At 71.4% G+C, this 13,771-nt stretch carries 16 protein-coding genes and 1 tRNA gene; 14 read left to right on the top strand and 3 right to left on the bottom strand.

Translation table 11 applies throughout. The features are described from left to right. Positions 1–55: 55 nt before the first annotated feature. From rplU to J2X63_RS15000, 14 genes are all read left to right on the top strand, one after another. A complete protein-coding gene (rplU, locus tag J2X63_RS15065; RefSeq protein ID WP_159604957.1) occupies positions 56–364 on the top strand; it encodes a 50S ribosomal protein L21 in 309 nt (102 codons plus the stop codon). 25 nt (positions 365–389) lie between these two features. Then, positions 390–647, top strand: a complete 258-nt coding sequence (gene rpmA, locus J2X63_RS15060; protein WP_130352862.1) for a 50S ribosomal protein L27 — start codon at positions 390–392, stop codon at positions 645–647. Between the two features lie 74 nt (positions 648–721). Further along, entirely contained in the window at positions 722–2,290 is a 1,569-nt protein-coding gene (gene obgE / locus J2X63_RS15055; protein ID WP_309978691.1) for a GTPase ObgE, read from the top strand. Further along, the gene (proB, locus tag J2X63_RS15050) at positions 2,287–3,105 is read left to right on the top strand and encodes a glutamate 5-kinase (RefSeq protein WP_309978689.1); all 819 of its coding nucleotides are present in this window, start codon (positions 2,287–2,289) and stop codon (positions 3,103–3,105) included. The genes obgE and proB overlap by 4 nt, the downstream gene beginning before the upstream one ends. Positions 3,106–3,114: 9 nt before the next feature. Next, a complete protein-coding gene (locus tag J2X63_RS15045; RefSeq protein WP_309978687.1) occupies positions 3,115–4,383 on the top strand; it encodes a glutamate-5-semialdehyde dehydrogenase in 1,269 nt (422 codons plus the stop codon). 50 nt (positions 4,384–4,433) lie between these two features. Further along, positions 4,434–4,655 carry a hypothetical protein gene (locus J2X63_RS15040; protein WP_309978685.1) on the top strand — a complete coding sequence of 74 codons (222 nt, stop codon included), beginning with the start codon at positions 4,434–4,436 and terminating at the stop codon, positions 4,653–4,655. Between the two features lie 15 nt (positions 4,656–4,670). Beyond that, a complete protein-coding gene (gene nadD, locus J2X63_RS15035) occupies positions 4,671–5,270 on the top strand; it encodes a nicotinate-nucleotide adenylyltransferase (RefSeq protein WP_309978683.1) in 600 nt (199 codons plus the stop codon). Continuing rightward, positions 5,267–6,364 (top strand): hypothetical protein, encoded by a 1,098-nt coding sequence (locus tag J2X63_RS15030; RefSeq protein WP_309978681.1) that lies wholly within the window; start codon positions 5,267–5,269, stop codon positions 6,362–6,364. Before nadD ends, J2X63_RS15030 begins: the two co-directional genes overlap by 4 nt. 34 nt (positions 6,365–6,398) lie before the next feature. Further along, positions 6,399–6,773: a ribosome silencing factor gene (rsfS, locus tag J2X63_RS15025; protein WP_309978679.1), complete on the top strand. Its 375-nt coding sequence runs from the start codon at positions 6,399–6,401 to the stop codon at positions 6,771–6,773. A gap of 92 nt (positions 6,774–6,865) precedes the next feature. Then, positions 6,866–6,941 (top strand) — tRNA-Ala (locus J2X63_RS15020). Between the two features lie 74 nt (positions 6,942–7,015). Next, positions 7,016–8,221, top strand: a complete 1,206-nt coding sequence (locus J2X63_RS15015) for a glutathionylspermidine synthase family protein (protein ID WP_309978677.1) — start codon at positions 7,016–7,018, stop codon at positions 8,219–8,221. Further along, positions 8,218–8,814, top strand: coding sequence for a hypothetical protein (locus tag J2X63_RS15010; RefSeq protein ID WP_309978675.1), 597 nt, complete (start codon positions 8,218–8,220; stop codon positions 8,812–8,814). Before J2X63_RS15015 ends, J2X63_RS15010 begins: the two co-directional genes overlap by 4 nt. A gap of 27 nt (positions 8,815–8,841) precedes the next feature. Next, positions 8,842–9,339 carry a glutathione peroxidase gene (locus tag J2X63_RS15005; RefSeq protein WP_309978672.1) on the top strand — a complete coding sequence of 166 codons (498 nt, stop codon included), beginning with the start codon at positions 8,842–8,844 and terminating at the stop codon, positions 9,337–9,339. A gap of 89 nt (positions 9,340–9,428) precedes the next feature. Then, a complete protein-coding gene (locus J2X63_RS15000; RefSeq protein ID WP_309978669.1) occupies positions 9,429–9,956 on the top strand; it encodes a hypothetical protein in 528 nt (175 codons plus the stop codon). A gap of 67 nt (positions 9,957–10,023) precedes the next feature. Here J2X63_RS15000 and J2X63_RS14995 read toward each other — a convergent pair whose 3' ends face one another. From J2X63_RS14995 to pdhA, 3 genes are read right to left on the bottom strand one after another with little or no spacing between them, the layout of a single operon-like run. Further along, entirely contained in the window at positions 10,024–11,508 is a 1,485-nt protein-coding gene (locus tag J2X63_RS14995; protein ID WP_309978667.1) for a dihydrolipoamide acetyltransferase family protein, read from the bottom strand. Then, the gene (locus tag J2X63_RS14990; RefSeq protein WP_309978665.1) at positions 11,508–12,530 is read right to left on the bottom strand and encodes an alpha-ketoacid dehydrogenase subunit beta; all 1,023 of its coding nucleotides are present in this window, start codon (positions 12,528–12,530) and stop codon (positions 11,508–11,510) included. The genes J2X63_RS14995 and J2X63_RS14990 overlap by 1 nt, the downstream gene beginning before the upstream one ends. Then, positions 12,527–13,681, bottom strand: a complete 1,155-nt coding sequence (gene pdhA / locus J2X63_RS14985) for a pyruvate dehydrogenase (acetyl-transferring) E1 component subunit alpha (protein ID WP_309978663.1) — start codon at positions 13,679–13,681, stop codon at positions 12,527–12,529. The genes J2X63_RS14990 and pdhA overlap by 4 nt, the downstream gene beginning before the upstream one ends. Positions 13,682–13,771 lie beyond the last annotated feature (90 nt).

The raw sequence follows: 13,771 nt of genomic DNA, 5'->3' as shown, positions 1-13,771 counted from the left end.
TGACACCCCATCAGACAGCCGGAACCCCCGGGTTCCCCAGAGATAGGTACGAGTAGTGGTTTACGCAGTAGTGCGCGCCGGCGGTCGGCAGGAGAAGGTCGAAGTCGGCACCATCGTGACGATGGACCGCATCAAGGCTGACAAGGACGGCAACGTCTCGCTCATCCCGGTCCTCCTCGTCGACGGCGAGAAGATCACCTCCGACGCCAAGTCGCTCGCGAAGGTCACGGTCACGGCTGAGGTCCTGAACGACCTTCGCGGCCCGAAGATCGTGATCCAGAAGTTCAAGAACAAGACCGGCTACAAGAAGCGCCAGGGCCACCGTCAGGAGCTCACGCGCGTCAAGATCACCGGCATCAAGTAGCAGCGGCCCGCAAGGAGATACAGACATGGCACACAAAAAGGGAGCGAGCTCCACTCGCAACGGTCGTGACTCGAACGCCCAGCGCCTCGGCGTGAAGCGCTTCGGCGGCCAGGTCGTCAGCGCGGGCGAGATCCTCGTCCGCCAGCGCGGCACGCACTTCCACCCGGGTGCTGGCGTGGGTCGCGGCGGCGACGACACGCTCTTCGCGCTCGAGGCGGGCGCTGTGCAGTTCGGCAACAAGGGCGGCCGCAAGGTCGTCAACATCGTGGCGGCCGGCGAATAGTCGACCGACAGGTCTTGTGAGGGCGGGCTTCGGCTCGCCCTCACGTGTTTTCACCCCGTGAGGAGGGATGCGGCATGGTCAGCTTCGTCGACCAGGTGACGTTGTTCGTGCGCGCCGGCCACGGCGGCAACGGGTGCGTCTCGGTGCGCCGGGAGAAGTTCAAGCCCCTCGCGGGCCCCGACGGCGGGAACGGTGGCCACGGCGGCGACATCGTGCTCGTCGCCGACCCGAACGTCACGACCCTCCTCGCCTACCACGGGCGCCCGCACCGCTCCTCCGACAACGGCCAGCCCGGCATGGGCGACAACCGCTCGGGCGCGGCCGGCGAGCTCCTCGAGCTCCCGGTGCCCGTCGGCACGGTCGTGAAGGACCCCGACGGCAGCGAGCTCGCCGACCTCACCGAGCCGGGCATGCGCTTCGTCGTCGCGCCCGGCGGGCAGGGTGGGCTCGGCAACGCGGCGCTCGCGAGCACCAAGCGCAAGGCGCCCGGCTTCGCGCTCCTCGGCACGCCCGGATTCGAGGGCGAGGTGAAGCTCGAGCTGAAGACGATCGCGGATGTCGCGCTCGTCGGCTTCCCGTCGGCTGGCAAGTCGAGCCTCATCGCCGCGCTCTCCGCGGCGCGGCCGAAGATCGCCGACTACCCGTTCACCACGCTGCATCCGAATCTCGGCGTCGTCCAGGCCGGTGACCACCGGTTCACCGTCGCCGACGTGCCCGGCCTCATCGAGGGCGCGAGCGAGGGCAAGGGGCTCGGGCTCGAGTTCCTGCGCCACGTCGAGCGATGCTCGGCCCTCCTGCACGTGATCGACTGCGCGACGCTCGAGCCCGGACGCGACCCGCTGAGCGACCTCGAGATCATCCTCGCCGAGCTGGCCGCCTACCCGGTGCCCGAGGGCCAGGTGCCCCTGCTCGATCGGCCCCAGCTCATCGCGCTGAACAAGGTCGACGTGCCCGAGGCCCGCGAGCTCGCGGAGTTCGTGCGTCCCGAGCTCGAGGGGCGCGGCTACCGCGTCTTCGAGATCTCGACCGTGAGCCACGAGGGCCTGCGACAGCTCGGGTACGCGCTCGGCGAGCTCGTCGACGAGGCCCGCGCCGCCGCGGCATCCGCCCCCGAGGCCCAGCGCATCGTGATGCGGCCCAAGGCCGTCGACGACTCCGGCTTCGTCGTGCGCCCCGAGGGCGGCAGCTACGGCACGCTCTACCGCGTGCTCGGCGTGAAGCCCGAGCGCTGGGTGCACCAGACCGACTTCACGAACGACGAGGCCGTCGGCTTCCTCGCCGACCGCCTGGCGCGGCTCGGCGTCGAGGACGCGCTCGTGCGCGCCGGCGCGGTCGCCGGATCCACCGTCGTCATCGGGCCGGGTTCGGGCGTCGTGTTCGACTGGGAGCCGACCCTCACCTCGACCGCTGAGCTCATCACCGCCCCGCGCGGCGCGGACCTCCGTCTCGACGACAATCGCCGGGCCACCCGCGCCGAGCGCAAGACCGAGTACCACGAGCGCATGGACGCGAAGGCCGAAGCCCGCGCCGAGCTCCAGCGCGAGCGCGAGGCCGGCCTGTGGGGCGAGGACCCCGACGTCGAGGGCGCCGTCGACGACCTGCAGCCGGCGGACGGCGAGGGATCGGGGGAGGGCGAACGGTGACACCGCGTACGCGCGCCGACATCCCCGATGCCCGGCGCATCGTCGTGAAGGTCGGCTCGTCCTCGATCAGCGGCGCGAACGCCGGACAGATCGGCCCGCTCGTCGATGCCCTCGCAGCCGCGCACGAGCGCGGCACCGAGGTGGTGCTCGTCTCCTCGGGGGCCATCGCCACCGGCATGCCCTACCTCAAGCTCGACGCGCGGCCCACCGACCTCGCCACACAGCAGGCCGCGGCATCCGTCGGCCAGAACCTGCTCGTGTTCCGCTACCAGGACTCGCTCGACCGCTACGGCATCGTCGCCGGCCAAGTGCTCCTCACCGCGGGCGACCTCGAGCACGCCACGCCGCGCTCGAACGCGCAGCGCGCCATGGACCGCCTCCTCGCGCTTCGCATCCTGCCGATCGTGAACGAGAACGACACCGTCGCGACCCACGAGATCCGCTTCGGCGACAATGACCGGCTCGCGGCCCTCGTCGCCGAGCTCATCGGCGCCGACCTGCTCGTGCTGCTCTCCGACGTGGACGCCCTGTACACACGGCCGCCGCACCTCGAGGGAGCCGAGCGGATCGCGCACGTCGCGTTCGGCGACGAGCTTGCCGGCGTCGAGATCGGGTCGGTGGGACGTGCCGGCGTCGGCACCGGGGGAGCGGAGACGAAGGTCTCCGCCGCCCGCATCGCCGCAGAGGCGGGAGCCGCGGTGCTCATCACGGCCACCCCGCTCGTCGCCGACGCCCTCGCGGGTGCCGAGATCGGCACGTGGTTCGATGCGGCACCCGATCGTCACACTCGAGGCGGCGAATCCGACCTCGCCTAGGCTGGTCGCATGGAGCACCCCGACCTCGACACCACGGTGATCGACGCGCGCCTCGCCGCTGCGAAGGAGGCGTCCTATCGGCTCGCGCGCGCGACGACATCCGAGAAGGACGCTGCGCTCGCCCAGGTGTCCTCGCTCCTCCGCGAGCGCACCGACGAGATCGTCGCCGCCAACGCGCTCGACCTCGAAGCCGGGCGGGCGGGCGGCCTCGCCGCGGGGCTCCTCGATCGGCTGACGCTCGATCCCGTACGCATCGGCGCCCTCGCCGACGCCGTGCTCGAGGTGATCGCCCTCACCGACCCCGTGGGCGAGACCGTGAGCGGCCGCTCGCTTCCGAGCGGCGTGCGCATCGACCAGGTGCGCGTGCCGCTCGGCGTCGTCGGTGCGATCTACGAGGCCCGCCCCAACGTGACCATCGACATCGCCGTGCTCGCGCTGAAGAGCGGCAACGCCGTCGTGCTGCGCGGCGGCAGCGCCGCCGAGCAGACCAACGCGGTGCTCGTCGGCGTGCTCCGCGACGCACTCGCGGCGGTCGGACTGCCGGCCGACGGCGTGCAGACCGTCGACGACTTCGGGCGAGCCGGCGCACGCCACCTCATGCAGGCTCGCGACTTCGTCGACGTGCTCATCCCGCGCGGCAGCGCCGGCCTGATCAAGGCGGTCGTCGACGAGGCCCGCGTGCCGGTCATCGAGACCGGGGCCGGGGTGGTGCACATGTTCCTCGACGCGAGCGCGCGTGAGGACTGGGCGGTCGAACTCGTGCACAACGCGAAGACGCAGCGCCCCAGCGTGTGCAACGCCCTCGAGACGCTGCTCGTGCACCGGGAGGCGGCCGAGCGGCTGCTTCCGCCCGTGCTCGACCGGCTCGAGGCATCCGGCGTCACCATCCACGCCGATCAGCGCGTGCGGTCGCTGCGCCCGGAGGCCCTCGAGGTCACCGACGAGGACTGGGCCACCGAGCACATGAGCCTCGACCTCTCCGTGGGCATCGTCGACTCGCTCGACGACGCGCTCGCGCACATCCGGCGCTACTCCACCAAGCACACCGAGTCGATCGTCACGAACGACCTCGGCAACGCCGAGCGGTTCCTCAACGAGGTGGATGCCGCGGCCGTCATGGTCAACGCGTCCACCCGGTTCACCGACGGCGCCGAGTTCGGGTTCGGTGCCGAGGTGGGCATCTCCACGCAGAAGCTGCACGCCCGCGGCCCCATGGGGCTGCCCGAGCTCACCAGCACGAAGTGGATCGTGCGCGGGGCCGGGCACGTGCGCGCCTGACGTCGCTAGACTGTCACGAGCGACACCCGCAGGATCGAAAGGAACGGCGAATGAGCCTCACGACCGCAGTGCTGACCGGCACGGTACTCACCGAGACGGTGCACGCGAGAGAGCTCCCGATGGAGCCGTTCATGTACGGCGTCGTCGCGATCATCATCTTCGCCGCCCTGGCGTTCGTCGCGGCGTCCTACCGCGACGTGGCCAACCGCCACCGCGCGAAGGCCGAGGCCTACGCCGCTCGTCACGGCGGGAGCGAGCACGGCGGGCACTGAGCGGGCCTCCGCGCGATGACGGGTGAGAACGGTCGGCCACGCATCGGCGTGATGGGCGGCACGTTCGACCCCATCCATCACGGCCACCTGGTGGCCGCGAGCGAGGTGGCGCAGTCGCTCGGCCTCGACGAGGTCATGTTCGTGCCCACGGGCGCGCCGAGCTACAAGGCCGACGTCACGCCGGCCGAGCACCGGTACCTCATGACGGTCATCGCGACGGCGTCGAATCCGACCTTCACCGTGAGCCGCGTCGACATCGACCGCCACAAGCCCACGTTCACGATCGACACGCTGCGCGACCTGCACGAGGAGCGGCCCGACGCCGACCTCTACTTCATCACCGGGGCCGACGCGATCGCCCAGATCCTGTCATGGAAGGACGTCGACGAGCTCTGGCGGCTCGCGCATTTCGTCGCTGTGAGTCGGCCGGGACACGTGCTGTCCGTTTCGGGATTGCCGGAGCAGGACGTAAGCTTGCTGGAGGTTCCGGCACTTGCGATCTCGTCGACCGACTGCCGGGACAGGGTGCGCCGGGGATTCCCGGTGTGGTACTTGGTGCCCGATGGGGTCGTCCAGTACATCTCCAAGCACCATCTCTATCGGAGTGTCGAATGACGTCGTCGCAGGAACCCCCGCTGACGCGCCGCGAGTTGCGTGAGCGCGAACGGCTGCGTGAGCAGCAGGAGACTTCGCCGACCCCGGATGCTCAGGCGGCTCCTGCCCAGCCGGTTGTTGCCGCGCCGCAGACGACCGAGCCCGAGCGCCCGCCAGCGCCGCCGGTGCAGGCCGCTCCGCCCGTCCAGCCTCCGTCGCCTGCCGCGCCCGCCGCGCCTGCCCAGGCCCAGCCGGGCTACGCCGCCCCCAGGTCGGCCGGCGCCGGCGCGGACCCCGCCTCCCCGTTCGGCGGCGCCGTCGTCGCGACGCCCGCGGGCGATCCGTTCGCCTCGATCCTACCGCCGCCGATGGGTGCCGATACGGCCATGACCCCCGAGCGCACGCTCACCCGCCGCGAGCTGCGCGCGATGCTCGACGCGAACTCGACGGGCGCGTTCGACGAGCTCGACTTCGGCGATGAGGCCGAGCAGCCCTCTATGCCGGCTCCGCAGGCAGCGCCGGGCCAGGGGCACACCGGATTCGATCCGTTCGCGCCGAAGCCCACGCCCCTGCGGGCGCCCGCCCCTCACCAGGTCGCCGACGCCGCGATCGCCGACGAACCCCTCATCGCGCCGAGGCCGGTCGGACACTGGACCGACCAGCTCAACGCCCCGGTCGACCGGGCCGAACCGTTCGACCAGCTGCTGTCGCGCGGCGGCGTGAGTCACGGCGTGCCGACCACGACGAACGCGCTCATCCTGCCGACCCTTCCCGACCACGGGCCGATGGGCGGCTCGCTGGCGGCGAGCGGCGAGACGATCGTCACCGGCTCCGTCGACCTGCCGCGCAGCTTCGGAGCCACGGGCGTGCACCCCAGCCAGATCGACTCCTCCGACGTCGACCGTCTCTTCGACCAGGTCGAGGACGGCGCCGGCGTGGGCGCCCCGGTTGCCGCGACCCGCGCCATCAGCACCCAGAACGCCGCGCGGGCCATGATGGCTCCGCCGAAGAAGGAGGGCATGAACGTTCCGCTCGTGCTCGCCGTGACCGCCGGCGTGCTCGCGCTCGGCGTCGTCGCCACCCTCGTCATCGGTGCACTGACCGGGCTCTTCTGAGTCCGCCACCGCACCACCATCCGGAAGTGAACGCATGACCGCATCCGACCAGGCACTCGAGTCGCTCGCCCTCGCGGCGCCCGCAGCGGATTCGAAGGGCGGCGAGGACCTCGTCGCCCTCGACGTGTCGGGACCGCTGCCGTTCGCCGACGTCTTCCTCCTCGTCACGGGCAATTCGGAGCGCAACGTCGTCGCGATCGCCGACGAGGTCGAAGACGTGCTGCGCGAGGCCGGGGCGAAGACCCTGCACCGCGAGGGTCACGCCGCGGGCCGATGGATCCTGCTCGACTTCGGCGGGCTCGTGGTGCACGTGTTCCACCGGGAGGAGCGCCTCTACTACGGTCTGGAGCGGCTCTGGCTGGACTGCCCGGCCCTGCCGGTCGCACCCCTGCTCGCGCGCGAGAACTGACGCCCGCGGCATCCGCCGGCTGAGGCCGCCTCGATTTCTTTCGAAGGGCGAGGCTGGTGTAAGCTCAATTCGTTGCCCCGAACGGGGCGCACGGGTCTGTGGCGCAGCTGGTAGCGCACCTGCATGGCATGCAGGGGGTCAGGGGTTCGAGTCCCCTCAGATCCACCATTCATTCGGTTCGGCCGGTTCCCTCTCGGGACCGGCCATTCCTGTCCGTGGTGCCGCGACCCCGAAGGACTCACGTGATCCGCACCTCCTCCACGCCACGTGCCGACTGGCGTGGGCGGTTCGATCGCATCGGCTTCACGTTCTACGACCTGCCTTCCGAAGGCGGGCGTCCGTATTGGCAGGAAGAGGCCGCCTACGGCTTCACGATGGCCGAGATCGACGCCTTCGAGCAGGCGACACGAGAATTGTTCGACCGGTGCATGGACGCGGTCGAACATCTCGTGCGCACCCGCCGCTTCGCCGAGTTCGGCATCCCCACGCCGCTGCACGACCTGGTCGCGCGTTCGTGGGATGAGGACGACCCGACCGTGTACGGCCGCTTCGACCTCGCCTACGACGGCCAGGACACCATCAAGCTCCTCGAGTTCAACGCCGACACGCCGACCTCGCTCGTGGAGTCGGCTGCCGCGCAGTGGCAGTGGCTGGTGGAGACGCGCGGCCAGGACGCCGACCAGTTCAACCTGCTGCACGAGCTCCTCGTCGAGCAGTGGGAGCACATCAGGACGGCTCGCCTCGGCGTGGCGGCCGGAGCGCGGCTGCATCTCGCCTCGCTGCACGACGCGGGCGACGGCGAGCTCATCGTCGAAGACGCCGACACGGTGGCGTACATGGCCGAGACGGCGAAGCAGGCGGGCTTCGACACGAAGCTCATCTTCGTGGAGGACATCCGGTTCGATGTCGACGCCCACCGGTTCGTCGACCCCGACGGGGAGCCGATCCGGCAGATCTTCAAGCTGTATCCCTGGGAGTGGATGGCCCAGGAGCAGTTCGCCGGATTCCTCGAGTCCACGCGCGACTCGACCGTGTGGGTCGAGCCGATCTGGAAGATGCTCCTGTCCAACAAGCAGTTGCTCGTCGTGCTCTGGGAGCTCTTCCCGGGCCATCCGCTCCTCCTTCCCGCGTCGGCGACGCCCGAGCCGCTCTCCGGGACGGCCTACGTCTCGAAGCCGAAGCTGGGGCGCGAGGGAGCCAACGTCACGATGCTCGATGCGTCGGGTGCCGAGATCGCCTCCAACGGGGGCGACTACGGCGACACGGGATTCGTGTACCAGCAGCGTGCCGACCTCGCTCGCATCGACGGCAGGACCGTCGTCATCGGATCCTGGGTGGTGGGCGAGACGCCGGCCGGCATCGACGTCCGTGAGACGAGCGGGCCCATCACCGGCGACCTGGCCGAGTTCGTACCGCATTTCATCATCGATCCCGAGGAGTCGCGATGAGCCCCACTGCACGCCGCCGGTCGGCGCTGGTCGAGGTCTCCGGGGCGACCCGGGCCCCGGCTCCGCGGGTGGTCGCCGCCATCGGCATGGCCGGCGCCATGCTGCTCCTCGCCGGCTGTTCGCCGTTCCCCGAGGACGGCGTGGTCGTGTCGGGTGCCGACGGCGAGGAGTACATCCTCCCCGACGGCACGGAACGCCCCGTGTACGCCTCGAAGGACGACTGCATCGCGGATGTCTCGGAGCAGATCCGGTTGCTCCGGGCAGAGGGCACGGCGGTGGACGCCTCGCCCGACCAGCTGTGCGAATCGTCCGACGGCTACCGCGGTCACTACGGCGCCGGCCTGTGGCTCGGTCCGCTCCTGTTCTCCGGTTCCCGCTGGGACTCGTCGCGTGTCAGCTCCTGGGCGCCCGTGACCGGCGGCGGGTTCGCCAAGCCGGGGTCCACGGCGCACTCCGACGTCGTCGAGCGCGCCCCAGCCGGCGCGAAGGTCGGCGAGCGGGCGCCGCTGTCGGGCGGCTTCGGCTCGTCGGCGAAGTCCGGCGGCTTCGGATCGAGCGTGAAGGGGTCGCATTCGGGCTCGTTCGGCGGTTGAACGAATAGCGCGGGTTAGGCTCGTGAGGTGGACATCCGAGACATCCCCATCACGACCATCGACGGCGGCACCGCCTCGCTCGCCGACTACGGCGACCAGGTCGTGATGGTGGTGAACGTCGCATCGAGGTGCGGGCTGACACCGCAGTACGAGAAGCTCGAGGCGCTCCAGCGCGAGTACGGCCCGCGGGGCTTCACGGTGCTCGGGTTCCCCTGCAACCAGTTCGCCGGCCAGGAGCCGGGATCCGCCGAGGACATCAAGGAATTCTGCTCGATGACGTACGGCGTGAGCTTCCCGCTCATGGACAAGGTGCGGGTGAACGGCCGGCACCGGCATCCGCTCTACGCGGAGCTCACGAAGGTTCCGGATGCCGCGGGCAAGACCGGTCGGGTCAAGTGGAACTTCGAGAAGTTCGTGGTGCTGCCGGACGGCGAGGTCGTCCGCTTCCGGCCTGCCGTGCAGCCCGACGATCCCGCGGTGATCGCCGTCATCGAGCGAGGACTCGCCGAGGCCCAGGCGGCCTGAGCCCGACGGGCCGACGGCGCGCTTCCTTGACCGGTCCCAGAGAGCGGCCCACAATTGGGGGGTCATCCATCCAAGGGAGCGGGGAACCAATGAGCGACGCGTACTCACGTCCGATCGTCGACCAGCCAGGGGCACCCGGTGGTCAGGTCTCCGGTGACGACACGACCGTGGTGCTGCCCGCCTCCGGTGCCGCGCAGGAGAGCCCGACTCCGCGAGGCCCGCGCGCGGCTTCGCCCGCGTGGAGCCGCGACCTGCGGTTCATGCTCGTCGTGCTCGTCGGAATCGTGGTGCTGTTCCTCGCGTTCGCCCTGCTCATCGCGTTCAGCCCGACCGGTGCGGCGATCAGCGCCCTCGCGGTCATCGCGGCTCCCATCGCGACCATGGTGGCGGCGTACTACGGCATCTCGCTCGCGCTCCGCCAAGTCAGCGACGCTCGCAGCTCTGCGGAGGCGTCGGAGGCACGCGCTCGGGCGGCGGAGGCCAGCGCTCGCGAGTCCGACGCGTGGGCGGCGCAGATGGAGTCGGGCCTCAGGGTCGCCGTGGCGAAGCTGCGCGCTGCCGGCCAGGAGACGCGCGACATCGAGCGCGCCGCGGGCACGCCCGACGAGTTCTTCTGATCCGTCGGCCCGCCGGCGCGTTGGAGGTCGACCAGGCGTGCCGTGCCGTGCCGTGCGGCCGGCCCCGTCAGAGCTCGGCGAGCACCGACACCGGCCGCTCGATGCATCCCGCGACGTACGTGAGGAATGCCGCAGCCTCAGCACCATCGCACACGCGGTGATCGAACGAGAGCGTGAGCTCGGTGACCGTGCGCACGGCGAGCTCGCCGTCGACGACCCACGGGCGTTGCACGAGCCGTCCGATCCCGAGCATCGCCGCCTCGGGGTGGTTGATGATCGCCGCGGAGCCGTCGACCCCGAGCGTGCCGTAGTTGTTCAGCGTGAAGGTGCCGCCCTGCAGGGCGGCGGGCGGGAAGGCGCCGGTCGCCGCCTCCTCGCTGCGTGCCCCGATGGCATCGCGGAGCGTGCGGAGCGTGAGGTGGTCGGCGCCGTGGACGACGGGCACGAGCAGGCCCCGTGGCGTCTGCGCGGCGATGCCGAGGTTCACGGCACCGTGCACGACGATCTCGTCGCGCTCAGCGTCGAAGCTGGAGTTGAGCAGCGGATGCCGCGCCAGGCCTGCCACGGCGAACCTGGCCACGAGCGCCGTGACGCCGAAGCGCTCGCCGGTCGCCTCCTGCAGCTCGCGCCGCGCGGCGAGCAGCCCGGTCGCGTCGACGTCCATCCACACGGTCGCCTCGGGGATCTCGCGCCGCGAGCGTGAGAAGTGCGCGGCGGCGGCGCGGCCCATGCGATCGAGCGGCACGCGACGGTCGGTCGCGGCATCCGGCGTCGACGGGGCGGAGGATGGCACGGGTGCGGGCTGCGGGGTCGCCGAGACGTGGTCGGCGGGGGGCGCCGACGACGCTCCGGGGCCCGTGGCGGCATCCGACGCAGCCTGGATCTCGCGGAGGAACGCCTCGACGTCGCGGCGCATCACCAGGTGATCGGGGCCCGAGCCGTCGAGCTGGCTCGCGTCGAAGCCGTGCTCCCGTGCGATGCGGCGCACGATCGGCGAGACGACGGGGGAGCGGCGCTCCGGATCCAGGCGCGAAGGCGGAGGCGGCGCGACCGGGCGGGGCGGAGGCGTGCTCGCGCCGGGCGCGGCCGAGGATCCGCGGCGGCCGAACCTCGTGGGCGCGCCCGACGGGCGAGCGGTCGCGGTGGTCGCGCGGGTGCCGTAGCCGATGAGCACGGCGCCCGACTCCTCGGTGGCCGTGTCGAGGGGCACGGCGATTCCGGGCTCGGCGGCGACGGGTGGCGCGGATGCCGGGGCAGCAGCCGCCGACGCGGCCGCGGCATTCGGGGCATTCGTCGCCGTCTCGACCGCCGCGCCCACCGGGGCGAGCGTCATGAGCACGCTGCCGGCATGGAGCACCTGGCCGGTCTCGCCGCCGAGCGACTCGACGACGCCTGCGAACGGGGTGGGCAGCTGCACGACCGACTTGGCCGACTCGAGCTCGACGACGGGCTGGTCGATGACGACCTCGTCGCCGGGCTGCACGAGCCAGGCGACGATCTCCGCCTCGGTGAGGCCCTCGCCCAGGTCGGGCAGGATGAAGTCGCGTCCCATCAGTCGTCCCACTCCCAGGTGTCGAGCGCGGCCAGGACCCGGTCGGGCGTCGGAAGGTGGAACTCCTCGAGCTTCGGCGAGGGGAACGGGATGTCGAACCCGGTGATGCGCAGCACCGGCGCGGCGAGGTGGTGGAAGTTCCGCTCGGTCACGCGCGCGGCCACCTCAGCGCCGTAGCCGCCGAACTGGGCCGCCTCGTGGATGACCGCGGCCCGCGAGGTCTTGCGCACGGATGCCCCGACCGTCTCGTCGTCGAAGGGGGAGAGGCTGCGCAGGTCGACGACCTCGATCGAGAGGCCCTCGGCGGCGGCGGCATCGGCGGACTCGAGCGCGGTGCGCACCGTGGGGCCGTACGCGAGCAGGGTGACGTCGGTGCCCTCGCGCACGACGACGGCGCGATCCATCGGCGCGGTCGTGACCGGCAGGGCGACCGGCGCCTTCGACCAGTACCGGCTCTTGGGCTCCATGAAGACGACCGGGTCGTCGCCGTCGATCGCCTCGCGCAGCATCGAGTAGGCGTCGGCCGGATTGGAGGGCATCACGACGGTCAGGCCGGGCGTGGCGGTCCAGTACGCCTCCGAGGAGTCCGAGTGGTGCTCCACGCCGCCGATCGCGCCGGCGCAGGGGATGCGCACGACCATGGGCAGCGACATCCGGCCCTTCGTGCGGTTCCGCATCTTCGCGACGTGCGAGACCATCTGCTCGAACGCCGGGTAGCTGAACGCGTCGAACTGCATCTCCACGACGGGACGCATGCCGTACATCGCCATGCCGATCGCCGTGCCGATGATGCCCGACTCGGCCAGGGGCGAATCCCAGATGCGGTCCTCGCCGAACTGCGCCTGGAGGCCGTCGGTGACACGGAAGACACCGCCGAGGGGGCCGACGTCCTCGCCGTAGACGACGACCCGGTCGTCGGCGGCCATCGCGTCGCGGAGGGCGGCGTTCAGGGCGCCGGCCATGGTGAGTTGCGTCGGCGCGGATGCCTGGGGCGCCGCCTGCTCGGTCGTGGTGGCGGTCATCGGGCGGCTCCTGCGGGCTGGGCCGCGCCGGGCTGGGCGGCGTGGATCGCGGCGTCGGCGAGCTCGGCCTCGAGGCGTGCCCGCTGTTCGAGGAGAGCCGCACGCGGACGGGCGTAGACATGGTCGAAGAGCTCGAGGGGGTCGATCTCGGCTTCGACGGTCATCAGGTCGCGCGTGTGCGCGGCGACCGACTCCGCGGCATCCGTGATCTCGGCTCGCATGGACTCGGACAGCGCGCCCTCGGACACGAGGTACTTCTCGAGCCGCTCGATGGGGTCGCGGCGCTTCCAGTGCTCGACGTCGCGGGCCAGACGGTAGCGGGTCGGGTCGTCGGAGTTCGTGTGCGCCTCGATGCGGTAGGTGAGGCCCTCGATGAGCGTCGGGCCGCCGCCGGCTCGAGCCCGTTCGACCGCGGCGCGGGTGACCGCGTAGACCGCCGCGACGTCGTTCCCGTCGACGTGGTAGCCGGGCATGCCGTACCCGACGGCCTTGTCGGCGAGCGTGGCCGCACGCGTCTGGCGTGACAACGGCACGCTGATCGCGAACTGGTTGTTCTGCACCAGGAAGACGGTCGGGGTCTGCCAGACCGCCGCGAAGTTGAACGCCTCGTGGGCGTCGCCCTCGCTCGTGGCGCCGTCGCCGAGGTAGGTCATGGTCACGATCGGGTCCTGCCGGAGCCGCGCCGCGTGCGCGAGGCCCACCGCGTGCAGCGCCTGCGTGGCGAGGGGCGTCGCCTGCGAGGCGGTGCGGTGCGCGTGCTGGTCGTACCCGTTGTGCCAGTCGCCGCGGAACGACTGCAGGATGTCGCCGGGCTCGATGCCGCGCGTGAGCAGCGCGATACTGTCGCGGTAGGTCGGGAAGAACCAGTCGCGCGCCTCGATCGCCGAGATCGCGCCGATCTCGCACGCCTCCTGGCCGTAGGCCGACGGGTAGGTGGCGAGCCGGCCCTGCCTGGTGAGCGCCGTGACCTGCACGTCGAACCGGCGGGCGATGACCATGCGACGGTAGAGCTCGAGGAGCGTGTCGAGCTCGGGCAGCTCGAAGCCGCCGGCTGCCGCGCCGTGCACCGCGTGGCCCGCGTTGTCGAGGAGCCGGATCGGCTTCTCCGACGGGAGGGTTCGGACGCTCTGGTGCTCGACGTTGAGGCTCATACGGCCATGGTGCGACAGTCTGCGCTCGCGCGTGGCGCGTCGAGCGGAAGCGTGAACGAACGGCTGCGGCGCGGGCAAAGCGTTGCCGCG

The sequence above is a fragment of the Agromyces sp. 3263 genome, assembly GCF_031456545.1.
Classification (GTDB): domain Bacteria; phylum Actinomycetota; class Actinomycetes; order Actinomycetales; family Microbacteriaceae; genus Agromyces.
The sequence above is the reverse complement of the archived record's forward strand: the minus strand, read 5'-3'. Positions and strand labels throughout refer to the sequence as shown.